This is a genomic window from Clostridium sp. K13, from assembly GCF_019734195.1.
Classification (GTDB): domain Bacteria; phylum Bacillota; class Clostridia; order Clostridiales; family Clostridiaceae; genus Clostridium.
The window spans coordinates 54,721-80,511 of the sequence record NZ_JAASHM010000014.1 but is presented as its reverse complement, the minus strand read 5'-3'; the positions used below and the strand labels follow the sequence as shown (position 1 = coordinate 80,511).

The 25,791-nt window shown below is 28.9% G+C and carries 20 protein-coding genes, 2 pseudogenes and 1 other annotated feature; of the genes and pseudogenes, 5 read left to right on the top strand and 17 right to left on the bottom strand.

Annotated elements, in window-relative coordinates:
- Positions 1-203: 203 nt before the first annotated feature.
- A complete protein-coding gene (locus tag HCG76_RS09860; RefSeq protein WP_221700162.1) occupies positions 204-1,088 on the top strand; it encodes an AraC family transcriptional regulator in 885 nt (294 codons plus the stop codon).
- A 137-nt stretch (positions 1,089-1,225) separates the two neighbouring features.
- Here HCG76_RS09860 and HCG76_RS09855 read toward each other — a convergent pair whose 3' ends face one another.
- The 12 genes and pseudogenes from HCG76_RS09855 to HCG76_RS09800 all read right to left on the bottom strand — a co-directional run bounded on the left by HCG76_RS09855 (position 1,226) and on the right by HCG76_RS09800 (position 11,403).
- Positions 1,226-1,645: a PucR family transcriptional regulator gene (locus HCG76_RS09855; protein WP_221700161.1), complete on the bottom strand. Its 420-nt coding sequence runs from the start codon at positions 1,643-1,645 to the stop codon at positions 1,226-1,228.
- Positions 1,614-1,859, bottom strand: a complete 246-nt coding sequence (locus HCG76_RS09850; RefSeq protein ID WP_221700160.1) for a sugar diacid recognition domain-containing protein — start codon at positions 1,857-1,859, stop codon at positions 1,614-1,616. The genes HCG76_RS09855 and HCG76_RS09850 overlap by 32 nt, the downstream gene beginning before the upstream one ends.
- Positions 1,860-1,910: 51 nt before the next feature.
- Positions 1,911-2,129, bottom strand: a pseudogene (locus HCG76_RS09845) (pyruvate kinase); the annotation flags it as partial.
- Positions 2,130-2,195: 66 nt separating this feature from the next.
- Positions 2,196-3,338, bottom strand: coding sequence for a glycerate kinase family protein (locus HCG76_RS09840; RefSeq protein WP_221700159.1), 1,143 nt, complete (start codon positions 3,336-3,338; stop codon positions 2,196-2,198).
- Between the two features lie 107 nt (positions 3,339-3,445).
- Positions 3,446-3,655: a hypothetical protein gene (locus tag HCG76_RS09835; RefSeq protein ID WP_260458087.1), complete on the bottom strand. Its 210-nt coding sequence runs from the start codon at positions 3,653-3,655 to the stop codon at positions 3,446-3,448.
- A 332-nt stretch (positions 3,656-3,987) separates the two neighbouring features.
- The gene (gene tyrS / locus HCG76_RS09830; protein ID WP_221700158.1) at positions 3,988-5,178 is read right to left on the bottom strand and encodes a tyrosine--tRNA ligase; all 1,191 of its coding nucleotides are present in this window, start codon (positions 5,176-5,178) and stop codon (positions 3,988-3,990) included.
- Positions 5,179-5,316: 138 nt separating this feature from the next.
- Positions 5,317-5,580 (bottom strand) — a binding site (T-box leader).
- A gap of 61 nt (positions 5,581-5,641) precedes the next feature.
- The gene (locus tag HCG76_RS09825) at positions 5,642-5,842 is read right to left on the bottom strand and encodes a cysteine-rich CWC family protein (RefSeq protein WP_195989764.1); all 201 of its coding nucleotides are present in this window, start codon (positions 5,840-5,842) and stop codon (positions 5,642-5,644) included.
- 39 nt (positions 5,843-5,881) lie between these two features.
- Positions 5,882-6,616: a response regulator transcription factor gene (locus HCG76_RS09820; protein ID WP_311776391.1), complete on the bottom strand. Its 735-nt coding sequence runs from the start codon at positions 6,614-6,616 to the stop codon at positions 5,882-5,884.
- Positions 6,617-6,662: 46 nt separating this feature from the next.
- Positions 6,663-7,535 (bottom strand): carbohydrate ABC transporter permease, encoded by an 873-nt coding sequence (locus HCG76_RS09815; RefSeq protein WP_260458086.1) that lies wholly within the window; start codon positions 7,533-7,535, stop codon positions 6,663-6,665.
- Between the two features lie 13 nt (positions 7,536-7,548).
- Positions 7,549-8,430 (bottom strand): carbohydrate ABC transporter permease, encoded by an 882-nt coding sequence (locus HCG76_RS09810; protein WP_221700157.1) that lies wholly within the window; start codon positions 8,428-8,430, stop codon positions 7,549-7,551.
- Between the two features lie 80 nt (positions 8,431-8,510).
- A complete protein-coding gene (locus HCG76_RS09805; RefSeq protein WP_221700156.1) occupies positions 8,511-9,812 on the bottom strand; it encodes an ABC transporter substrate-binding protein in 1,302 nt (433 codons plus the stop codon).
- Positions 9,813-9,957: 145 nt separating this feature from the next.
- Positions 9,958-11,403: a sensor histidine kinase gene (locus tag HCG76_RS09800; protein ID WP_221700155.1), complete on the bottom strand. Its 1,446-nt coding sequence runs from the start codon at positions 11,401-11,403 to the stop codon at positions 9,958-9,960.
- Between the two features lie 267 nt (positions 11,404-11,670).
- Here HCG76_RS09800 and HCG76_RS09795 point away from each other — a divergent pair, with 267 nt between their 5' ends.
- On the top strand, positions 11,671-12,498 hold the full coding sequence (locus HCG76_RS09795; RefSeq protein ID WP_195989771.1) for a pyridoxamine kinase: 828 nt from the start codon (positions 11,671-11,673) through the stop codon (positions 12,496-12,498).
- A gap of 19 nt (positions 12,499-12,517) precedes the next feature.
- On the top strand, positions 12,518-13,177 hold the full coding sequence (locus HCG76_RS09790) for a TIGR04100 family radical SAM protein (protein ID WP_221700154.1): 660 nt from the start codon (positions 12,518-12,520) through the stop codon (positions 13,175-13,177).
- A gap of 98 nt (positions 13,178-13,275) precedes the next feature.
- Here HCG76_RS09790 and HCG76_RS09785 read toward each other — a convergent pair whose 3' ends face one another.
- Entirely contained in the window at positions 13,276-13,569 is a 294-nt protein-coding gene (locus HCG76_RS09785) for an LPXTG cell wall anchor domain-containing protein (protein WP_221700153.1), read from the bottom strand.
- A gap of 860 nt (positions 13,570-14,429) precedes the next feature.
- Entirely contained in the window at positions 14,430-15,239 is an 810-nt protein-coding gene (locus tag HCG76_RS09780) for an MBL fold metallo-hydrolase (RefSeq protein ID WP_221700152.1), read from the bottom strand.
- A 375-nt stretch (positions 15,240-15,614) separates the two neighbouring features.
- Between HCG76_RS09780 and HCG76_RS09775 the strand changes: the two are divergent.
- Positions 15,615-16,346 (top strand): annotated as a pseudogene (locus HCG76_RS09775) (M20/M25/M40 family metallo-hydrolase).
- Between the two features lie 219 nt (positions 16,347-16,565).
- On the opposite strand, the gene HCG76_RS09770 reads toward HCG76_RS09775, so the two are convergent.
- Together HCG76_RS09770 and HCG76_RS09765 are read right to left on the bottom strand one after the other, a co-directional pair.
- A complete protein-coding gene (locus HCG76_RS09770; RefSeq protein ID WP_221700151.1) occupies positions 16,566-18,344 on the bottom strand; it encodes a S8 family peptidase in 1,779 nt (592 codons plus the stop codon).
- Positions 18,345-18,370: 26 nt separating this feature from the next.
- On the bottom strand, positions 18,371-20,155 hold the full coding sequence (locus tag HCG76_RS09765) for a S8 family peptidase (protein ID WP_221700150.1): 1,785 nt from the start codon (positions 20,153-20,155) through the stop codon (positions 18,371-18,373).
- Positions 20,156-20,371: 216 nt separating this feature from the next.
- Between HCG76_RS09765 and HCG76_RS09760 the strand changes: the two genes are divergently transcribed.
- Positions 20,372-20,728 (top strand): hypothetical protein, encoded by a 357-nt coding sequence (locus HCG76_RS09760; RefSeq protein ID WP_221700149.1) that lies wholly within the window; start codon positions 20,372-20,374, stop codon positions 20,726-20,728.
- Positions 20,729-20,847: 119 nt separating this feature from the next.
- Here the strand turns inward: HCG76_RS09760 and HCG76_RS09755 are convergent, their stop codons facing one another.
- Positions 20,848-25,734: a discoidin domain-containing protein gene (locus HCG76_RS09755; protein WP_221700148.1), complete on the bottom strand. Its 4,887-nt coding sequence runs from the start codon at positions 25,732-25,734 to the stop codon at positions 20,848-20,850.
- Between the last annotated feature and the right edge of the window lie 57 nt (positions 25,735-25,791).

The following is a 25,791-nucleotide window of genomic DNA, read 5'->3' as shown; positions in this document are numbered from 1 at the left end:
CATTTATAGCTCTTTTTCAATTTTATTATAGGAGAATTAAATATATATAGTAGGCTGTTTTGTTGAATAAATCATAGCAAATGTTTACTATTTTCTAAAATTAATATACTATTTCTTATTATTTGATATAATTAAAAACAACTTATTCAAAATATATAATGTAGGTTTTATATATTTTATATAACATATAGAAAGGAAATATTATGGAAGATTGTTTTGTACTACAATTATCAAATAGAACTTTTAAAGATTTTTATCTTTGCTTTTGCGGTCATGCTAAATGTGGAAAATTACATAGCTTTGGACCTGCTGTAAGAGCAAACTATATAATTCATTACGTTTTATCAGGAAAAGGATATTATCATGTTGGTGATAAAAAATATAATCTTGAAAAAAATTATGGATTTTTAATTGAACCTAATATTAAAACATTTTATCAAGCAGATGCTAATGATCCTTGGACATATGTATGGATAGGTTTTTCAGGCCCAATGGCTCCTGAATACCTTTATGAAATTGGGTTAAATCATAACGACTTAATCTTTCAAAATGATAATTCTGATGAAATAAAAGACCTAGTATTTAAAATGTTAAATCATAATAAATCAAACCTTAAAGAGGAATTTTATCTTCAAGGACTGTTATATCAGTTCTTTTCATTATTAATTAAAGATAGTAATGTTTCAAATAAGTGCATAAGTAAAGAATTAACTACCAAAAATATATATGTAAGACAAGCAATCAACTTTATAAAAAATAACTACTCTAATGGAATTATGGTCAATGATATTGCTAAACATTTATCTGTAAGTAGAAGTTATTTATATATTTTGTTTAATAATATATTAGGGATTTCCCCTAAAGAATATTTATCTAATTTTAAAATAACTAAAGCAGTTGAATTACTCACATTAACGGATTATTCAATTGAAGATATAGCAAATTCTTGTGGATATAAAAATCCTGAAGTATTTTCATCTGTATTTAAAAGTAAGTTTGAATTAACACCCACTAAGTACAGAGCTGCTAATAGAAAAGAACATAAAGAAAAACTTAAAAAAGAACTTAAATCATTAGACTTTAACTAAAAAATAAAACTAAGATTAGACTTTCTAATCTTATCACTAAATTAAAATATAATATTGCCAATTAATCAAAAGAAGAAGTAGCTATAATTACTACTTCTTCTCTTAATATAGCACCTTCACTAGCTGGTGTTATATAATTATCTCCATATTAATCCACTTATTAATTCAAATAGCTCTAATATATTTTTGGGGTTCTTTCCAGTTAATTGTTTAATTCTCTCTAGTCTATAATTTAAAGTATTTCTATGTATTTTTAATTTATTTGCAATCTTAGTAATATCACCATTTTCCTCTATATATGTTTGCATAGTTTCAATAAGTTCTAAACTATGTCCGGCCTTATCAAGATTTAAAATTAATGAAATAAATTTATCTTTATTTTCATGAGATAAATTTATAAATAATTCAAATTCATCATATGAATATATTTGAGTAGACGGCTTTATCTTAACACCAAATTGCAATGCCAATTCTGCTTTTTCTACTGAATTAGCTATAATATCCTCTTTAGAACCAATACTTATTTTATTTATTATAGAGCTTTCTTTTAACTCCATTAACTCCTGGTTTCATTTTTTCATTATCTTCATAAACTTCAATTATATGCTTACTATCAATTGCCTTTTTGGCACCTTCATGGATATTTCCAATTCTTTCATTATCTCCGCTGCCTATTATTATTCCATTTTCATCCACAACATTTATATTATATGGTATTACATTCATCATTTCTAAAACAATTTTTGGGGCTATAGCTTTTGATAGTTTCATATTATCTACATCCTTTAAAATTAAATTAATTTATTAAGCACTAATAACCTCTTCTGCTTTCTTAACTATTCTTCTCATAATAGAAACAGCTTCTACTGGATATTTTCCACTAGCTGTTTCTCCACTAAGCATTACTGCATTTGTACCATCAATAACTGCATTTGCTACATCCGAAACTTCCGCTCTAGTTGGTCTTGGATTACTCCCCATAGATTCTAACATTTGAGTTGCAGTAATTACTGGTTTCTGTACCTTATTACATTTATAAATTCAAATAATTAGGCTATGTCAAAATTTTATTATTTAAAATTAATTTTGATATAGCCCATTTGTTTATTATATTAATTTCATAAGTCTTATTACATTTTCAGATGTTTTTTCTATATTTTCTTTCCCTTTTTCTAAAGCTTCTTCAATAGAAGTAACACCTTTCATAATTCCGAATATAGAATCTATACCTTTTTCATATAAAACATCTATATTATCTCCAACTCTTCCTGCAAATGCTATAACTGGTTTATCATACTTTTTAGCAATAGTCGCAACTCCTAATGGTGTTTTACCATATTGAGTTTGGAAATCTATACTTCCTTCACCTGTCCAAACCATATCTGCCTCTTTAACCTTCTCTTCTAATCCAGAATATTCTATTACTATTTCAATACCTTTTTTTAAAGTTCCGTTTAAAAACGCCATTAGCCCTGCACCTAATCCTCCAGCTGCACCTGCTCCTGGTACTTCTAGAACATCCATTCCAATTTGCTCTTTAATTATATTTGCATAATGTTTTAAATTATTATCTAATAAAGAAACCATATCTGGTGTTGCTCCCTTTTGTGGACCAAATACATTTGACGCACCCTTTTCTCCACAAAGTGGATTGTTAACATCACATGCTACCTCTACAACAACATCCTTTAATCTAGGGTCAAAATTAGTTAAATCTATATTATGTAGTTTTCCTAATTCTCCTCCGCCAAATCCTAATTCATTTCCGTCTTTATCTAATAATTTTCCTCCAAGAGCCTGTATAACTCCTGCTCCACCATCATTAGTTGCACTTCCACCAATACCTATTAATAACTTCTTTACACCCTTATCTAAACAAGCCTTAATAAGTTCACCAGTCCCATAAGTAGTAGTTATTAAAGGATTTCTTTTATCTAATGAAACTAGGTGTATCCCACTTGCACTAGCCATCTCTAAAATACCTACTTCTCTATCTCCTAAAATTCCATATTCTGCTTGAACCTTATTCCCTAATGGTCCTACAACTTCTAAAGAATAAATCTTTCCATTTGTAGCATCTACTAATGATTGCATAGTTCCTTCTCCACCATCTGCCATAGGAACATGTACACATTTAATATCTTGATTTACCTTTTTTATTCCTCTCTCCATAGCTATACAAGCTTCTTTCGCGCTCATACTTTCCTTAAAAGAGTCTGGTGCTAATACTATAACAAAATCCTTCTTCATTTTACTCTCTCCATCCACTTCATATTTTTAACATTACTTAACACTTTAATTTTATATTTACATCCAAGCTATTTTTACTTATTACACTATAGTTTCTTAATAATACATTACTTAATTATAAATCCATATATTATAGTTACTACAATTGCCATTGATCCCCCTACTATTGATTCATATGGAATTAACTTCATACGATCCTTTATATTCATCTGAACTGAATCAGCTGTTACTAAGAAGAAGTTTCCATGTGGTAAATGATCAATTACTACAGCTCCTGCATGAACCATTACTGCTGCACTTAATGGTGATGTTCCCATAGATAATATTACATCTCCAAAGCTTCCTGCAGCAACTATTGCTCTTCCAAATGTAGGCTTATTATCATCCTCCTAATCTCTTAAAATCCAATTAAAACTTAGTATTTATTTTTCTTCAGTTAACGTTTACTTGATGATTTAATGATAATATATTAATTATTAAATTTATATTGTTGTTTTAACGCTTTTTATTGTTCATTCGCACAATAAACTCTATATTTTTAAACCCAAAAAACATCTATTGGAATTAAATCCAAGTAGATGTTTTTTTTACTACATATTTTCTTATCTTAACACTCAAACTCTTTACTATAAAAGAAATTTTCCCCTTATTATTTTATAATTACTTTAATAAATTTTTTCTTTCCTATCTGAATTACTATTTCATCTGTTATTATTAACTGTTCAATATTATTCAATTTTTCTGCATTGGCCTTAACACCGCCTTGCTCCACTAACCTTCTGAACTCGTTTTTACTTTTTACTAACCCATTCTTAACTATTATTTCTGATAAGTTAAATTCCTCTTTCTTTACTTCAACAGTTTTTATATCATTTGGTATTTCATTCTTTTGAAATACTAATCTAAATCTTTCTTCCGCACCCTTTACTGCATCTTTACCATGATATAATTCAACAACCTCTCTTGCTAACTGTATTTTTATATCTCTAGGATTAACCCCTTCTTTTAAAGACTTTTTAATTTCTTCTACATCATCTGGATGAACATCCGTAACTAATTCAAAGTATTTAATTATTAAATTATCAAGAATAGTCATTATTTTTTCAAACATTACATTTGCTTCTTCATCTATTCCTACGTAGTTTCCTAAACTTTTGCTCATCTTATTAATACCATCTAATCCCTCTAATAAAGGCATCATTATTGTACATTGAGGTTCCTGTCCAAACTCTTTCTGAAGCATTCTTCCCATAAGTAAATTAAATCTTTGATCAGTGCCTCCAAGTTCAATATCAGCTTTTAACTCTACAGAATCAAAGCCTTGCATTAATGGATAGAAAAATTCATGAATACTTATTGGCATTTGATTTTCATATCTTTTTTTAAAGTCTTCTCTTTCAAGCATTCTTGCTACTGTCATTTTAGATCCTAATCTAATTACATCCTCAAAATTCATTTTAGAAAGCCATTCACTATTAAATTTAACATCTGTTTTTTCTTTATCTAAAACCTTGAAAATCTGCTCTTCGTAAGTCTTGGAATTTTCTAAAACCTGCTCTGTTGTTAATGCTTTCCTAGCTTGAGACTTTCCAGTTGGATCACCTATTTTTCCGGTAAAATCACCTATTATTATTACAATATTATGTCCTAAATCTTGAAGCTGTCTTAACTTCCTTAAAACTACAGTATGCCCTAAATGAATATCTGGAGCACTTGGGTCTAATCCTAACTTTACAGTTAGTGGTTTTTTCTTAGCTAACTTTTCCTTTAATTCATCTAACCCTATTATTTCATCTACACCCTTTGAAATTATTTTTATTTGTTCATCTATATTTATCATTTTTAATTTCTCCTCACTCATTTTAATAATCTTTTGATAATTAACGTGCACCTTAATTATCAAAAAATTTAATATATATAAACTGCGCAACTTTACTTTTAATTTATTTTTAAATACAAAAAAGCCCTCATCCTATATTAATAGGACGAAAGCTATATACTCACGTGTTACCACCTAAATTTATCATTATTTCACAATAACAACCTCTTCAGGTACGCCAAAAAAATTTCTTGGTTATACCCTAGCACTATAACGTGTGCGATACGACATCTGCCTACTAGTTGTTATCTTTCGGAGTGCTGCTCAGAGACGTATTCAAATTAACTTGTTTTGCCCCTTTCACCAACCGGGACCTCTCTGTAAAACTCTATTAATTCTACTCTTTCTCTTCAAAGCTTTAATTATTATATTTATATTTTATTATATGCTTCTTTTTTTCTTTGTCAATAGAATTTAACTCATTTTATTTTTGTTTTTCTTTATATTCAATTATACAGTTTTTACAAATACAAGCTTTTCCTCTTAAATTTTCTGGTATCTGTTCTCTTAACTCTTTAGGAACCTCAATCTTTTCACACCAGCATCCTTCATGTGATAAACCATTCTCATATCCACAATTATTAGGTTTTCCACAAATAGGACAAATACCTTTATTAACTTCCATTAATCTCACCTTCTTTTTCTTTATACTACTATTAAGAACTTAGTTTATTTCTATACTCATTCGCAGAACACCCCTCAAATTTTTTAAATACTCTTGAAAATGTCCTATATCAATAAATCCTACCTCTTCTGCAATATTACCAATTCTCATTGATGGATTCTTTAATAAATCCTTTGCAACATTAATTCTTATTTGATTAAGAATATCAGAGAAGCTTTTTCCTGTATGCTTATTTAAAAGCTTGCTTAAATACCATTGACTAACATAGGTTTTCTCTGCAACTTCAGATAATGTTATCTTTCTTGTATAATTTTCTTGTATATATTTTAATGCATTTTTTACAATAAAACTATTTGCACTATTTAACTCTGTTTCTTCTGATTCAGTACGTATATTTTTATTTTTTAAATTTAAAACCATTGTTTTAACTGCTTCTTCAATTTCTGTTAATGTTGATGGCTTTAATATTAATCTTGTTACTCCTAACTTAATTGCCTTTTGAGCATATTCAAACTCACGAAATCCTGTTAAAATTGAAATCTCCATATCCGGAAACTCAGCTTTCAATCCAGCAATCATAGCTAATCCATTCATACCTGGCATAGAAATATCTGTTATTATTAAATTTGGTCTAACATTTCTTATAAGCTTTTGACCTTCAACACCATCATAAGCTACTCCAGCTACAAGGCATTTCCAGTTATCCCAAGGCATAGTTCTGGCTAATCCTTCAACAATAATTGGTTCATCATCAATTATTACTATTTTATACATACCTTTTCATCCCCTTATAATTCCCATAAGTACCCTTAAAAAAATTTTATCCCTTTACCGCTCCAGCTGTCAATCCTTTGATAATATTCTTTTGAAGCAATAGATAAATAATAAATACAGGCACTAAAATAATTGCTACTGAGGCTGCCATTAATCCATAATCAGTTCCATATTTAGAACTAATTTCGTTTAACAAAGCACAAACTGGATAATTTACTCTTCGTCCTATCATAGTAGTTTGAACAAACAAATCATTATATGACCATAAAAAACTAAAAATCGCTACAGTTGATATTGCAGGTTTGCTTATTGGTACAATAATTCTAGTAAATACAGTAAATACATTTGCTCCTTCAATATATGCTGATTCCTCAATCTCTAATGGTATTGCCCTCATAAATCCCATCATTACAATAGTTGCAAAGCTTAAATTACTTGCAATTTGAGGTAAAATAACAGCTATTGGTGTATTTAGCAACTCCCATTTAATCATCATTTGATATACAGGAATTATTGTTGAAAATACTGGAAACATTAAACTAGCTATAAGTATAGCATCCAAAACCCATTTTCCCTTAAAATTATACCTTGTTAATGCAAATGACATCATTGATGCTAATATTATTACTCCTATAGTCACACTCCCCGATATAAAAAAACTCATTCCATAAGCTCTTAATATATTTAAGTTATCAAATGCATTTTTATAATTATCTAATGTAAATTCCTTAGGCAAGCTAAAAGATGAAGTTAATAATTCTGATGATGGCTTAAATGAATTTATTATTACCCATACAAAAGGAAAGATAGTAGTAATAGCCCAAACAACTAAAATAGTATATATTATATATCTACTAATATTAATTTTCTTTTTAGATTTCATAATACTCTTCTTTTTTAATATCGTATTTTCACTCATATTAGTCTACCTCCTATCTATCTTTATCAGGTTGAACAATAGTATTTACAACTCTTGAAACTACTATACCTAATATTACAATCAGTACAGCTAAAGCTGATCCATAATCATAATTGTTCATACCAAATGTACTTTGATACATGTATGTTCCTAAGAAATGTGTCAATCCTTGCGGTGCACCATTAGGTACCAATACCCATGGTAAATCAAATACCTTTAAGGCTCCAGTCACTGCTAATACTACACAAGTACAAATTACACCCCTAAACATTGGTATTGTAATATAGAATACTTGTTTAAATTTACTACATCCATCAATTGATGCAACTTCATAGATTTCATCTGGTATATCACTTAATCCAGTTAATATTATTACAAAATAAAACCCTACATAACTCCAAAGTGTTGGTATAGCTACCATTATAAAAGCTAATGTAGGCTTTAACCAATTTACCGGTTCTTGCCCAAAAGTCTCCAATATTTGATTTAACATTCCTCCGTTATAGTTATAGAATAATTTAAATATTAAACCTATGGCTGTTGCTGAAATAACTACTGGAAAGAAATATACTGTTCTAAAAAATTGTTGCATCTTTCTTATATTACTAACCAAAACTGCCAATATAAAAGCAATTCCTACTTGAAATATAATTGTTAAAAACATCATCTTTAATGAATTCCAAATAGCAATTCTCAAATCTGGGTCTGTTAACATTCTCCTATAATTATCTATACCAATAAATTTCCATCCTTGTCCATCTAGTAATACCGGTGTAGTCATATCAAATAAACTATTTTTTATATTATTAAAAAACGGAATATATAAGAACACAATCAAGAATATAAGACTTGGTAATAAGAAGATTATAAGTGGCCATTTCTTCTTATATATCATTTTTTATTCCACCTTTCTAAATATTTTAGATAAAAAATAGAGAGGTAGCTTTATGTACCCCTCTACCATTGTTTTAACTATTAGTTTGCTCTTTCAGAATTTAACTTTAATGCTTCATTAAGAACCTCTTCAGCACTTACTGAACCAGTTGAAATCTTAACTATATTTGCAATTATATATTTATATGCTTCTGGATCAATTCTTGAGTCAGTTGGAGATGATATAGATTTAGCTGAACTACTGTATTCTAAAGCTGAAACTGCTAATGGTGTCATATTACCTACTGGTTCTACTGCAACTGCCGCTTGACCAACAGCTCCACCTGCTATCCAATACTTAGTAACTCCCTCTTTATTAGTATGAGCTTCAACAAACTTAACTGCTAATTCTCTTTTATCAGTATCCTCCCAAGCTTTTTTTGTAATATAAAATCCTGAAGATATACCACCAACTATAGCTCCATCTGTAGCCTTCTGATTTTCAACACCTGGAAATGCTACAACAACAACATTTTCTTGATCTGTTATACCACCAATTCTCCAATTTCCATCAAGTTGCATAGCTGCTTTTTTATCATTAAATAATTGCCCAACATAAGCATCATCAACAGTATCTGTATCTTCAGGAAAAGCTCCCATTTCCCTTAATTCTTTAAAAAGTTCTAAACCTTTAACCCAATCTTTAGGTGCTTTTTCTGGTATAGATGTGTATGAATCCTCACCTGAAGCATATAACATTAAAAACTCAACCCAATAATGAGGAACATTATTCAATGAACACGCTATTGGAATTATTCCATTTTCTTTAAAAATTTCAATTGCTTTAACTAATGAGTCCCAATCAGTAGGAATTTCTACGTTATACTCCTCAAATAAATCTTTATTACAGAAAAGCCCTTCCCAATACCCTGTCGTAGGAACTGCTCTTTGAATACCATCAGTATTAGTTACTGCTTCTAACGCAACATCTAATGTATCCTTAGCATAATCAGGATATTCTTTTTTTATATCCTCTAAAGACATTAACTTATCCGTTGCAATAATTGAATTTGCTGTTGCGTCCGTAAAAAATTGAATAACATCTGGCTCATTGCCTGAAGCAAAATCAGTTGCAACTTTAGCTTTCCACTCTTCATCTGAAGCTTGAGAATTATCTTCAATTGTTATATTTGGATTATCATTCATTAACTGTTGATTAATTTCCTGATAAACTTTCGCATTTGGATCAGTTCCTCCAAACATTGATACTGTATTTAATGTAACATTATCCTTTCCGGTTTCCCCCACAACCTCTTCTTCTGTTGTCTTTGAACATCCAGTAATAATTGTAGCTAAAATAGTTGATGAAATTACTAATGCTAATACCTTTTTACTTTTAAGCATTTTCTCTCCCCCTAAAACATCTTTAATACTAAACAAAAGATTTATTCTATAGTTTTATTATATCTAGTATTACGTTTACATTCATTGAATACTATTGATATTATTTGCCTAATATTGTTATCTTTAACTTTATATAATTTGCTCCTTATTTACTCTCCTTATCATATGGTATACATATTAATGACCTAGTTTTTCCTTCTTCTATAGGTTTAATTGTTAAACCATAGTTTTCACCATAAATTAACTTAATTCTCTCATTAACATTTCTAATTCCTAGTGATGCATGTTTCCCTGGTACTGGCTTTATTACCTCTGGGTCACCAGATAATATCTTTTCAATTCTATCTTTATCTTCTTTCGTCATTGGCTTTCCAGTATTAATAACTTCTATAAAAATTTTCTTATTATCATGATAAATTTTCAATTTAATTACACCAGTTCTTACAGTTTCTATTCCATGAACAACTGCATTTTCTAAAATAGGCTGTAAAATTAATTGAGGTACCATAGCTTGCAATAGCTCATTATCTATTTCACGTTCAACTATTAATCGTTGCCCAAAACGCATTGAAATTATATAAAAATAAGCATCTACACATCTTAATTCTTCAGATAAATAAATTAATCTCTTATCTTCTCTATCCATATGATAATCTAATACAGTTCCAAGTGATTCTATCATCTTACAAAGAGTAATATCGCCTGACATTCTGGCCTGCCAGTTCATAATTTCTAATGTATTATTTAAAAAATGTGGATTAATCTGTGCTTGAAGTGCTAATATCTTTGCATCCTTCTTTGCTAGCTTTTCATCATAAGCATAATTAAATAAATACTCAACTCTCTTTGACATATTATTAAAAGAATGCTGTAAATATTTAAACTCCTTATTAGGCATTTCCTCGCCATCAATAGTAACTCCCAATTTACCATTTTCCATTTCTTGAGATGCTTGTACTAACTTTTTGATTGGTGCTGTAATTTGCTTATTTAAGAAATATGCAATTATTATAAGTACAGGTATTGTAATTATAAGTAATATAAAAATCATTCCATATAAATGATTCATTTCTGCATTTACAATAGCCTTATCAATAGCCAATAAAATTCCTAAATGATAATCATCATGCTTTACTTGTAAAAGATACCCATAGTAATTTTTGTTTTGACTAATTATTAACTTATTATTATCAGAAACTGAATAGTTTATTAAACTATCTTTTAATATGTTAATCTTTCTTTCATCCTCAAAAAAATTACTTTTAGCTATTAAATTATCTTTATCATTAATACAGAATGCCAAAGCTTGGCCCTTATCTAAAACTATATCTGCAAACATATTCTTTCTATTAAGCTCTAAAACTAAAGTTCCAAACTTCTTGTAATCAGTAGTTGTATAAACATTTCTAACAATAAAAATACGTTCATCCTCTACTATAACTTGTGCATATGATGAATTCATTTCCCTTATTTCTTGAATACGATTGTGAATTTTACTCATATATTCTTGCATAGAATAATTGCTACTAGATAAATAAGTAAAAGGATGATTTTCACCTTCTATATAAAAGCTACAAATTTTTATTTTCATACTTTTCTTAACTTTACATTTTTTTATTAAGACGATTACTTTGTAGCTTGTAGATATGCTCCATCAAATAATAGGAATTCACTTACCTTCTTTTCTATATTTAAATAATTAACAACAAAATTAAGGGGATTTTATATTATTTACTCTTACAATTAATATAAAATCTTCTTATAAACTCTCTAAGTATTGTATCGTTACATTTCCTACAAAATTGCTTTTCCCAAATTCTTCTTTTATAATTAATACTTAAAGGATGTGAAAATAATAATGGGATTTAGTCAAAAAAAAATAGCTCTTATAAATGATATTACCGGCTTCGGTAGATGCTCAATAGCTGTTTCATTACCTATTATATCAGCACTAAAAGTCCAATGTTGTTTTATCCCAACAGCAATACTTTCCAATCATACTGGGTTTAATAATTTCTTCTTTGAAGATTATACTCCTAAAATGAAAGAATATATAAATAATTGGGAAATACTTGATTTAAGTTTTGATGGAATATGTACTGGCTTTTTAGGTTCAAAAGAGCAAATTAAAATAGTTATAGATTTTTTAAAAAAATTCAAAACAAAAAACAATATAGTTTTAATAGACCCAGTAATGGGGGATTACGGTAAGCTTTATTCTACTTATACAGATGAAATGTGCAAAGAAATGCAAAATTTAATTAAATATGCAGATGTAATAACACCGAACCTTACTGAACTTTGTAGATTATTAGATATACCTTATCCTGATGAAACTCCTACACATGAAGAATTAAATTTATTATGTGAAAAGTTATCTCTTCAGGGACCTAGTAAAATCGTAATTACAGGTCTACAAAGACAAGGCGCAATAGAAAACTTTATATTTGAAATTAATAAGTCTTATAAGGTTATACAAGTTGAAAAAATAGGAGATGATCGTTCTGGTACCGGTGATGTTTTTTCCTCTATTGTATCTGCAAGTATTGTTAAAGGTGAAGATTTTGCATATGCCATAGAAAAAGCAACAAGCTTTATTAGTAAATCATTAAAATTTACTACTGAGCTAAATTTACCTGGAAGCTACGGAGTTTGTTTTGAAGAGTTTTTAACAGAATTAAAATAATATAAAAGGATGGGGTTATATGGTTATTCTATATACTATTAATAATAGTAATTTTATAAACTTAAAAAATATAACAATCGAAGAAATGGAAGCTAAAGGCATTAAAAAGAATATATATGTAAATTTAACTAATCGTTGTCCTTGTGCTTGTACATTTTGTTTGAGAAGAACAAAAAAGATGACTGAAAGCAATAGTTTATGGTTAGAAACTGAACCTACTGTTGAAGAAGTAATTAACGAATTTGAATCTATTAGTATTAATCTTTATGATGAAATTATCTTCTGTGGCTTTGGAGAACCAACTGAAAGATTAGATGCAATAATTGAAATTTCTAAATATATAAAGAAAAGAAATCCTAATATGCCAGTAAGAATAAATACTAATGGTCTTGGAGATTTAATTAATAATAAGGAAGTTGCCCCTTTATTAAAAGGCTTAATTGATACAGTTTCAATAAGTCTTAATGCTCCAAATGCAGAAGAATTTTATGAAATAACTAAAAATAAGTTTGGAATAAAATCTTATGAAGCAATGAAGAAATTTGCTTTATCTTGTAAACATTATATACCAAATGTTGTTTTTACTGTAGTTGATTGTATTGGTACTGATAATATTAAATCAAGTCAAAAAATATGTGATGAATTAGGTATAAAATTAAGAGTTAGGCCTTTAGAATAGCAGGTTTATATATAATAAATATAACCAACCACAAAAGTGATTGGTTATATTAAGTACATTATTTTAAAGATTAAATTTATATATAATTTTATTAGGAGTTATGTTTTTAATATATTATTTTTTTCTTTACGTTTTCTTGTAACTAAAATCGTTGCCCCAGATGCCATAAGCATCGCAGCAGTAGCACCTAAAGAACTTATATCTCCTGTTTGAACCAACCCATTATTACCCTTATCTGGTTTTGATTCTTCTGGTTTTGATGTTTCTGGCTTTGAACCTTCAGGCTTTTCTGGTGTTTCTGGTGTTTCCTCACCTTTAACTAAAGCATTAATTGATACTTTTTCAGTTTTTTCAAATCCATTTTTGCTGAATAGTACAGTTATTTCTTCCATATCTTCAGTAATGATAGTCTCAGGATTTTCCCAAGTCCATCCTTCTGGTAATACTATTGTTTCTATTTTTTCATTTATATATCCATCTAAAGATAAACCACTATTTTCTAAATCTGTTTCTAAACTACGTTCTTTAATAGTAAGATTAACACCTTTTCTATCAAATCTTTTTGTCTAACTGATAACGTTGGTAAAATTATAAAAGAAAAAACTATTCAATTAGAAAATAATAATTTAAATATTACCTTAACAGAAGATTTTTATATGAATCAATTAAATGAATTCATAGAATTATGTAAAGACTATTCACCAAAAGCAATTGGTATTGCTCTTCCTGGGCATTTTGATAAAACTAACAACTAAATCATTACTAATAATCCTTTTTGGAAAACTTTTAACATTAAAATCTTGTTAGATAATATCAATATGCCTATTTATTTTGAGAATAATGTTAAAAAACGGAAACAATCTTAAATGCTTATAAATTAGGTGATGAGGGTATAATAAACATCCTTCATTCCGCAATTAAATATCTTTCAATTACTATAAATAATTTATCTATGATGATCGATTCCAATAAAATCATAATTCATGGCGAATTATTTAGGATATAAGAGAAAAGACATCTTTATTACATAGTGCTGCAGAGAATACAGGCTATATAAAAAAATTAGTTGATGGAACTGCATCAGTTGAAGGATATGCTTAATATATTTATAACTTAGAGAAAATGTATAAAGCTATTGAAGATGCACTAGATAAAAACGAGAGTAATTCCGTTGTTAAACCTTTTGTAACAATATAACAAAACAATAAAAAATATGATTCTCTAATTTTTAGAAAATCATATTTTTATCATATTATTTAAGTTCTATTCTTTCTAAATCATATGGAACAAATACTTGTCCATCATAAACTGAATTTGCTTCTTCACTATAAAGTCTTTTACGTTCTAAAAGCTTCTTATCTTCTGTGTGATACAATACTAAATTTTCAACATTAAGTTCTTTTGCAAGTTTTCCCGCCTCAATAGGTGTACTATGACTCTTTTCATAAGGCTTAAATATTTCTCTATCTGCATATAAACAAAAAGCTTCTGACAGTAACCAATTGCAATTTTCAACATACTCTCTATTTACTTCATTATAGGGTTCATCCCCAAGACAAACTAATTTCTTCTCATTTGGAAGAATTGCTTTAAATCCAAATTGTTTATCTTTAGTAGATTCAATATCAAAGAACTCTATATTTATTCCTATAATATTTACTCTATCCCCATGGCATACTTCACAAATATTAATTCCATTACCTATAAATTTTAATAACTTTTTAGTTAACATCATATTACTTAAAGATTTTAAAATATTAACAACTTCATTATGTCCATAAATAATAAATTCACCCTCAAATTTTCCTTCATGCATTAATGCTGCATACTTTCTTATTATCCATATTGCACCTAATATATGATCTGTATGTCCATGAGTAACAAACATCCCCTTAATATTTTTATAATCAATTTCAGCCTTTTCCAATTGTGATAATATTCCGTTTCCACCACCAGCATCTACTAAGAAATATTTTTGTCCATTTCTTAAAGCAAAACAAGTATTATAACATTTTGTAACCATAGCTGATCCTGTTCCTAGAATAATTAATTCCATACTCATATTATGTACTCCTTTTTATTATAATTTTCTTATATATATCTTACATAAATATCAAATAAACCTAAAGTACATTTTTAATTTCTACTTTTTATAATATTAATTAATCTATGTAAATTCTCTAACTTATATTTAAATAATTTTTATTATCTAATAATATATTTTGATTTACAAAATATTTGGCTTATGATATTATATCCCCAACGCAATCATATTTAATTGTATATACCAAGGGGATAAAAAATGAATTTACAGAAGAAAACAAAGTATATGATTATAGTATTTGTTATGTTATTATAATGCTTTATAGGATTTAAGTCATTGAATCCATCTAAGCCTAATTATACTGATAACACAAAAACTAATGTTAATAATCAAATGGAACATATAAAAAATATTGCTCAAGAACCACACTCAATTTTCGATATTGACGCAAAAGAAAAGGTAAGAGACTACTTAGTATCTGAACTTTCTGAATTAGGAATAGAATCTAAACTATATAAATATGATGACTTATATGAAAAAAGAAGCGATAGTCTTGTATCAGTTGAAAATATTTATGCTGAAATCAAAGGTAAATCAGATTCTTATATTTTACTAGCTACACATTACGATAGTTCTCATGCCAAAACAGAACGTTATGCTGAAATAGACGGATCTTTAGGTGCTGCCGATGCTGGTTATGCCCTTGCTACTATTTTAGAAACATTAAGAGTAATAAAAGAACAAAATATCGAGCTGGAGAATGGAATTAAAATTTTATTTACTGATGGTGAAGAATATGGTCTTTTAGGTGCAAAAGAGGCTGTTAAAGAAAGTGAAATTTTAGATGGTGTTAATTATGTAATAAACATAGAAGCAAGAGGAACTGAAGGTCCTGCTGTAATGTTCGAGACAAGCCCTAATAATGATGCTGTATTAGACTTATATAAATCTAGCACTAGTCCATTTTCATATTCTATAACTCCTGAAATCTATAGATTATTACCTAACTAGACTGACTTTACAGTGTTTTTAGAAAATAATTTAACTGGAATTAATATAGCTGTTTTAGACGGCTTAGAAAATTATCATACACCTTATGATAATCATGAAAATCTAAGTGATTAATACCTCTAGCTTTAATAATCATTTTATATGTTCCTATGGTTTATTTATTTAACTGCGCATTAACCTTTGGTGCATTAGCAGCTAATATTTTCTTTGTTATGATAGCATATATATCAATCTTAACAGGTATAAAATCTATTAATTAACTTTAAATAAAATCAAAGACCATTAAAAACATTCTTACAGCTTTTAATGGTCTTATTTTGTTACTTAATAAAGTTAAAGCATTTTCTCAAATATTTTATAAAAATTTATTATTCCGTATCCCCACTGTGGATTAGGATAAATATCTTTTCCTCTCTTAATAACACCTCTTCTTAGAAAGGTTTTTATGCTTTGAGAATACATGTATGGATAATTTCCTTGAACAATTCCCCATTGAAAAAGCAAAGCACAAGCCCCAGCTCCAATAGCTGCAGCTAAACTAGTTCCACTAATAACTTGTGTAGAATTATTTAATCCAACTGTTAAAGTATTAACTCCTCCTGCCGCAAAGTCTATTTTATCCATATATTCATCTCTAAATGCTACCCCTGAATAGCTTAATAAATTATTATTATTTTGATTATAAGCAGCAACTGTAACAACAAAGTCTGAATCTCCTGGGACTGTTAAAGTTCCATATGGATTGCTTGGTGTAAGCCTTGTTCCTGGAAGGGCTAATCCCGATTGCCATAACCAAGCATTATACCTTGCCATTTCTCCTTCTCTAATTCTTAGTTTTAATTGCCATATTCCAGGTACTAAATTAGCAAAGTATATATTTACCTTTTCTTCTCCAGTATATGCTTCTGGTATAAAATAGCTTATTTTTGCTATAGTTTTTTCAAAAACGAAATTACTTAACTTATCTATCTGTGTCCCCGCCTGTATAAAACCAGTTTCCTCTCCAGATGGTGATATTAAATTGACTTCAACAATATCTGGTAAATCAACCCACATTTCTAAACCCATATACTTTTGATTCTCTGCAATTAACATTTCAATAACTTCTATAGTATTTTTATCCTTAATACTTCCCGACACATGTCCATCTACATTCCCTTGGTTTCCAGATCCAGTAACTAATACAACTCCAACATTACTAGATATACTTTCTAGAAAATTATCAAATATATTATTTCCCTTATGATTACCATTATTAGTACCTAAGGGTAGTAAAATAACTACTGGTTTCTTTTCATTAAATAAAACTTTTCTTAAATATTCTATTGCTGAAAAAATAGTTACTAATGAAAATATAGGCATATCAACGCCTAAACTTTCCTGTGTATATTTTGCTTCACTTAATTTTACTATAACAAACTTACATTCTGGTGCTATACCCTTAATCTCCTTATTTTTACCTGTAGCCCCTACAATCCCCGCCATTCCAGTACCATGCCCATAATTATCCTTACTTGGAACTACATCATATGGATTCCCGCCTGAATTATATATTTCTATGGCTTTATTAATTTGTTCATTTGTATATAACGTTCCAAATGGCACCTCATAATTATTATTACTATCAGAATTAATTGTTTGATCCCAAATATAAAGCACTCTACTTTTTCCATCACTATCCATAAACTCCTCATTTAAATAATCTATTCCTGTATCAATTATTCCAATTATTACGCCATCCCCATTTAAATTCAATTGTGGGTTATCTTCTAAAAGATTTACTTGAGCCGCTTCAATAGCTGATATTTCTTGTAATGTATATAGTTGTGATGGAAGTACATATATTACTTTAAACTCACTAGAATCAATATATGATGTTATTATTCCTCTTATGTAATTAATATCTTGATTACTCTCATCAAGTTTATTATTTGCTCTTAAAATATCAAGTTTAATAGATGCAATAGCATATTCATTATTTATAAATGTTATAAATACGCCTTCTTCATTTTTTTTATCGCCAGTAACTTTCCCTAAATATTCAATCATTATATGAACGTAATTAGGGCTATTAAAAATATATTCATTATTTTTATCTATCTTACTCTCCATTAAATCCCCTCTTATTCTCAAGATATTTAATTAATTGGATATCTTACAAATAACTTTCCAACAAAATACTCAATATATTCTTCCTTTCCTCTATAACGCCCTCCCAATATAGTAAATACATCTAATAAATTTAATTTTCCATATCCTAAATCCTCATTTGGATAAACATAATTTCGCTCCCTTGTAGCACTATAAATTAATAAACTTCTTATTTTAGTTGAATAAAGTCCAGAGTATTTAATATCCGCAAATTGCCATTGAGCTAAAAGACAAACCGCTCCTGTTACTATTGCTGTTGCTGGTGAACTTCCACTAACTGCAACTATCTTATTATCTGTTCCTGATGTTGTTAAAATATTTATTCCACCTACAGCTAAATCTGGATTAATTAAATAATTTGAATTGTATCCCCTTCCAGAAGATGCAACAATAGAATTATTGTTACTATTATAATAAGCTACCGTTACAACACTTCTTGCTGTAGATGGTATTGTTAATGTTGTATATGGATCTACCTTTAAAAATTTAGTTCCTTCAGGTAATAATTTTTTATCTGGTAACCATATATCATATCTTCCTCTAGTAATATAATCTCCTCTTAATCTAATTTTCCATACTCCATTTTTAATATTATTAAAATTTAAAATAAAGATTTGATGCCCAGTAAAATTTTCAGGATTATAACCTCTTATCTCAAGCTGAGTATTTAATAAATAAAAATCCTTTCTTTCTATAGAGTATATTTTAGGATTATAAAACCCTGTATCTTCTCCAGCTGGATCTATTACACTTATTGACATCTCATCTGGCTTTTGAACCCAAACATAGAATTCTAAACTCTTCATATTTTTAGATACACTTAATTCTACAGTATCTACTTCTCCTACATTCTTAATAAAATTTGAAGCATGCCCTTCTGCATCCCCTAAGTTTCCAGTTCCACTTACAAAAATTATTCCCTCTCTACTTGCAAGTGAACTTATAAATCTTGCTGTTATGTTATATCCATCATGACTACCTTCTTGACTTCCTACTCCAATAAATATTATTAAGGGTCTTTGTAATTCTTTTGCCGATTCTCTCAAAAATTCAATCGCTGATAAAACCTCTGCATTACTATATACCGGTACTTCAGGAAGATTGTTATCTTTTAAAAGCTTTTTATAATTAGGTGATTGTAATAATTTCACTACTAAAAAATCACAATCTTTTGCTATTCCTTGCATTTTGCCATTATAGCCTCTAGCACCAATTATTCCTGCCATTTTAGTTCCATGATCTATTTCATCCTTAGTATTCACTATACTATATGGATCTCCCCCTGATTTATACACTTTAATTGCTTCATTTATTTTTTCATTATTATATACAAATCCATATTTAAAATTACTTTTTTCTGAAATCATATTCTGATCCCATATACTAATTATTCTAGATGTATCATCCTCTCTTATAAACTCTTCATTTAAATAATTTATACCACTATCAATCATACCTACCAATATACCTTTTCCAGTTAAGTTTAAGTATGGATTTATCTTAACACTATTAATATTATCAACATTAGAAGGATCTATATCTTGTAAAGTATAAACACTTCTTGCTTCAACAAATATAATTTCTGGGACTTCTTGTCTTAACTTTGGCAAATCTTTTTCTTGTACAGCTACTACTCCTAAAGTATCCATAATAGCAACTCCACATACATAATCTAATTTATCTACCTTTTCTTGAAAATCCCCTCTATACTCAATTACATAATGAAAATAATTTTCATCTAAATATTTGTCACAGAATCTATTTTCATCCACTAATACTCCTCCTAAATATTCTACTTATTAGATTTATATGATTATCATATTATCTAAATGATATTTAAGAGGGATTTTTTATGAAGATATATAATACATCCAACTTTAAATATGGATAAATGAATTACATCTACATAAAAACTATTAAAAATTTAATAGAATAACTTAAACTAGCACAAACTAATTGTGATGATTTTTTAAGGAAACTATAACATTATGAAAATATCACATTTTTTTATTATTCTTATTATAGTAGTTACATTATTTTCTACGAATACAAAAAAAGCATTTGCTGCTCCACTAAACAATATTTTTACTCAAGGAACTTATAAAGTATCCTCAAACCATGGCGATTTTGAGCCTGGACAATATAATTTTAGATTTATATCAAAGAATTCTACTTGTTATGTTTATATAATTGATAAAGATAATATTCAAAGATATTCCAAAAGATATGATTCTACAGATTTAGAAAATCAAAAAGATGCATTATTTAATTCAGGAACTCTATTAGAGGGAGATATTATAATTGTTTATGGTGATGGTGAATTTTTTATTGAAGCTATAAAATAACATAGAGCTACTCTATTCATCTTTATGAGTAGAGTAGCCTTTTTTAATAATTTTTCTATTTTTTTGATACAATTCTATAATTTAAATTGTAATATCTAATAATAACAACATTTATTATTTTACTTCTTTTTTCTTCTTAATATAAGACCTCCACCTATTGCAGTTAATCCTAATAATCCTACTGCTACAGCTGAAGTTCCTCCTGTTTTAGGTAAACTTCCGTCGCCTTTTCCATTATTATTTCCAGGCTTATTAGTTCCGTTGTTACCTCCATTACTATTTTCAGCTCCATTTGTATTATTATTTGAGTTATCATTATTCTCATTATCTGCATTTGCAACTAATTCACCTAAAGCAACTTCTAATTCAGCTCTTGCTCTATCAACTTCATCTTTTTCTACATCTTCATTTGATATAATAGCCTTAGCTGCAGCTAATTTTTCTTCTAATTTATCCCAAGACTCCTTAGTATACTTATTTTTATCTAAGCTTTCTACCTTATTTATTAAATCTTGTAATTTATCTTTATTTGCTTTTAGTCTTAGCTCTAAGAATGCTCTTAATAACTCATCATAAGTTTTAGAAACTTCTTCTTCCATTGCATTTTCATTAGCTAAAACGTTATTAGCTTTTTCTAACACAACATTTAATTTATTCCAAGTTGAGCTTATATATTCTGCTTTATCTAAAGATTCAATCTTAGATACCAAAGATTCTAATGCTTTCTTATCCCCTTTTTCAAATGATAACATATGCATAACTTCACTTAATCTATTAAAGGAAGCATCTATTTGATCTTGTGTAGCATTTTCATCACTTAATAATTCCTTAGCTTCTTGTAATGCAGCCTTAAATTCATTAACAACTACTGGTACAACATTTGAAAGATCTTGTTCTGTAATTTCTTCAGCTATAGATACAGTTATTTCTAAATGTTTCTTATAAACTTCTACATCTGGTGTTGATGGTTTTTCTTCTAAGGATTCAAAAGCTACTTTTAAATCTTCAAGTGCTGCATTAACATCCTCTTGAGTTGCTTCTGCACTTGCTGCTACAGCTTCTGCTGCTTCCTTAGCTAATCTAAATACTTCAAATGATTCTGCTGTATAATTATCTTCAACTACATTTTCAAGTCCAGCTAAATATTCATTTAAAGCCGATTTATCAACTTCTGGTAAAACAGGTGTATCTTTAGCTTCATGTATAAAGAATTCTGATGCAGTTGCAAAGTTTCCAGCTCCTGCATTTGCTACTATCTTAATATATCTAGCTTCAACTTCATCAAATTTAGCATATTTATTGGACATATTATTTTCCCAAGTGAATTTGCTAATAAGCTTATATTCATCACTTTCGCTAGCTTTTACATAAATATCACAATCTGTAATTCTTCCATTTGCATTACCATCTTGCCTTGGCATGTAAGTAATCTTATTAATATTTTTTACTTCCTTCATATCAACTTCAACTGTTGCTGGTAAAGCTTGATGTGGACTATAGTTTGTATGCCACCATGTATCTGGATTATTATCAAATGCTAATCTTATCGGCCCTTCAATTCCTCCACCTGCTAATGCATTTTCATTATCTGTAGTTACTGTAAAGTTACTAGAATCTATAACTGTTTCATCTTCTGGTAAAATACCATTTCCAACTATTATTTCATCTATTAATCCTTTAAATGAATTTGTAGCACTTCCTATCTTTTCTAAAGGTATTAACATAGTTCCTACTGCTGGACGACTACCTATAGTATCAACTAATTCATTATTTACATATAACATAGCTTTTTCATTTTTACTTGCAAATGTTAAATGAACCCACTCATTTTCTGGTAATTCATAATTAAAAGAGAAATCTTGTCTTTCTCTCGTAAATCCTACTTTACCATTCTTATCTACAGCTTTTATAGCGTAATCATCAAATTGTGATAATGATTTAGATTCAAATATTATTTGTTCTCCTTCTGGAGCATTTGCATCCTTCTTAATCCAGAATGAAACTGAATTTGGTAATCCAACCTTCTTAATTGGTGTTTCTACATAACTAGTTCCACCATTAAGTCTTAAAGCTTTACCTACTTTACCTTTTTCAAATGAAACATTCTCTTTTGAAATTGAATCATAACTATTTCCTGATTTATCCGCTATAGTTTCTTCTTCAAAATCATATTTTATATATTCTGATCCTACTGAATCTACAGTATAATATGGATTAGTATTTGGAGCAGTACCTGTAATTGCAGATAATTCATTTAATTCATTAAAAGTCTTATCTTCTCCATCTCCCCACATCTTTTCAGCTAAAGCAGGAAGTGGTTTAAAGAAACGATCAAATACATCATACTCTGAAACCTTAGCATCTCTCTTATCTATAGCATCATTCCATATAGCATAAGCTCCACCTAACATTTGGTCATCACCTGCTGGAATATACGTGCCACCAATACTATTTGGCTCCCAGTTATTATATAATCTTTGAGCATTTAAGTAGTTTGCATAATATCCTGCTGTTGGAACTATATATACATCTGAATCAAGGGTATTAATTAAATCATATCCTGCTTCAAACATTTCCTTTGGATTTGCCCAATCTCTTGACCAAACATTTATTTGAACATCATTAGATCTAACAGGAGTTTCTCCTCTAAGCCAAGTTAATCCTCCCCACATACGAACTGTTCTACCAGTATCTTGAACATGTCCAAGCATAGCATCTGTAAATGCTCTATAGTGCTCTGCATTTGCTTCATATTCATCAGTACCAACATGAACTGTAGTACCTAAATCAAATACTGGATTTTCACCTTCCATATATTCATTAAATAAGTTCTTAACAAATTCTAATGATTCTGGATTACCTAAATCTAAATGATCTATTGTTGGACGTCTATTTATTCTAGGATTCCATCCTTCAAGTGCTAAATTCTTAAACACTTTAGTTATAGACATAGCATGAGCAGGGGTATCTATTTCTGGAACTATATTTACTCCTATCTCTCTTGATTCTTGAATAAAGCTTCTAAAATCATCCTTTGTATAATATAAATCTTTAGCTGTTATTCCTTCTCCTTGTTCATTTCTAACATCTGATTCTAATCTAAAGGCTTCATATGCATTATAAGCATCTTCCATATTAGATTTATCAGAATTAATGTATTCTTCTAAGAATATATAGTTATCATTTAAGTGAACTTGTAGGTCATTTAGCTTATACCATGCCATTGTTTCAGCTAATTCCTTCAAAGACTCTAGTTCATAAGATTTTCTCGCAACATCTAGAACAAACCCTCTAACCTTATACTTTGGATAGTCTCTAACAATACCTTGTGGAATTGTTGTCTCAGTTTGCTTTAAAATTTGTAGTATTGAACGAGTTGCATAGTAAGCACCTTGTGCGGCCTTAGCTTCAATCTTAATAGAATTATCTACTGTTATTATGTTACCTTCATTACAAAGTCCAGTATCATCGGTTGCTAATGTAAGGAAGAAATTATTATTACCAGCTTCACTTCCTTGCTCTATAACTATGTCTTTTCCTACTATATCTTTATAATCTGCTGCGAACTTTTTAGCTGTTTCATTTAACTGTTCTGTATAAGCACTATCAACTATAATTTTAGTTGAATCTGTAATTGTAAAGTCTCCTTCTGTTCCATACCATTCAGCTAGTTCTGGAATAACTTTTGGTTTTTCATTTCCTACATTTGCTTGATATTTTCCTGGTACTGTAACTCTTATTGGTGCTGTTGTTTTACTTTTGTCACCTTTCTTTACAGTAAAGTTAACTTCAACTACAGTATCAATTAAAGGTTGATGTATTGTTCTATCAGCCCCTATTATTTGTTCATAATCAGCACCAACAAATTCTATTTCATATCCTTCCGGAACTTCCGGCATAGCCATATGAGTGTCACCCTTATTTATCGGTGTAACTGCTATTCCACTTGTAACTGATTCAAGTGTATGTTCAGGCATGGCTAACTTTTCACCAAACAATTCAAACTCATAAATAGAGACAGTATTCCATGTATTAGTAGTTCCTGAAGAATTTGTACCAGTTTGACTAAAATCATTTATTTTAACTCTAAAATATTTAGCTGTTTTTGGTTCTGCAAAATTTCCCTTTTCTCTAACTTCTTCAGTTCTTGAACTTCTTGACCAAACTGTTTCCCATTCTCTTCCGTCTTGTGAAGCTTGAATTTCATAATTTATTACATTATCTCTTTCCCAATCTATAGCAAAGCTAGCTACTGTTTTAGGCTCTGGCAATTCAATTTGAACCCAATGAGGATTAGATGCTGTTGCACTTCTTACTTCACTTGCCCATCTTGTTTCTTTATTACCATCATTAACCTTGTTTGCAGTTAATGCGCCTCCTTCAAATGCATTAGCTGTTGCAGTCCCTGTACGAGCAATATTTTCTATATTCTTATATTGATTTACTTCTAATTCAAAAACAGATACTGTATTCCAAGTTATAGTTTTCTCACTACCATCAGTATTCCTTACTGCCGATTGAGCATTATAACTTGCAATAGATAAACGTACATAACGAGCACTTTGTGCTTCATCAAATGAAATAACTTGTCTATAATCACTTGGTGTAGCTGTAAACTCCTTAACAGTTCTCCACTCCTCACCATTATCACTAAGTTCTATTATATAATTCGTTGCATTCTTTCTTTCCCATTCAATAGCAACTTCATTGAATGTCTTTACTTCCCCTAAGTCTACTTGTAACCATTTTTTGTTATCTTGTGTTGGTGATGTTGTATTACTAGCCCATCTTGATTGTCCATTTGCCTTTTGATAATCTACAATTCCATCAATAGCTTTATCAGCAGCTAAAGTACCTGCTTCATTATCAGAAGATGTTGCAACTACTCCATCCCCTAAAGCTAAATTTGTTTTTAAAACCTCAGCTGCTTTAACATACGTAAAAGAATTACTTAAAAGCATTGTACTTAACGCTAATATAGCTATCTTTTGGTTTCTCTTTTTCATAGATTTTTCCCCCTTTTTTAATTATAAATCTATGTTTATAACTATAAAAAAAACTGA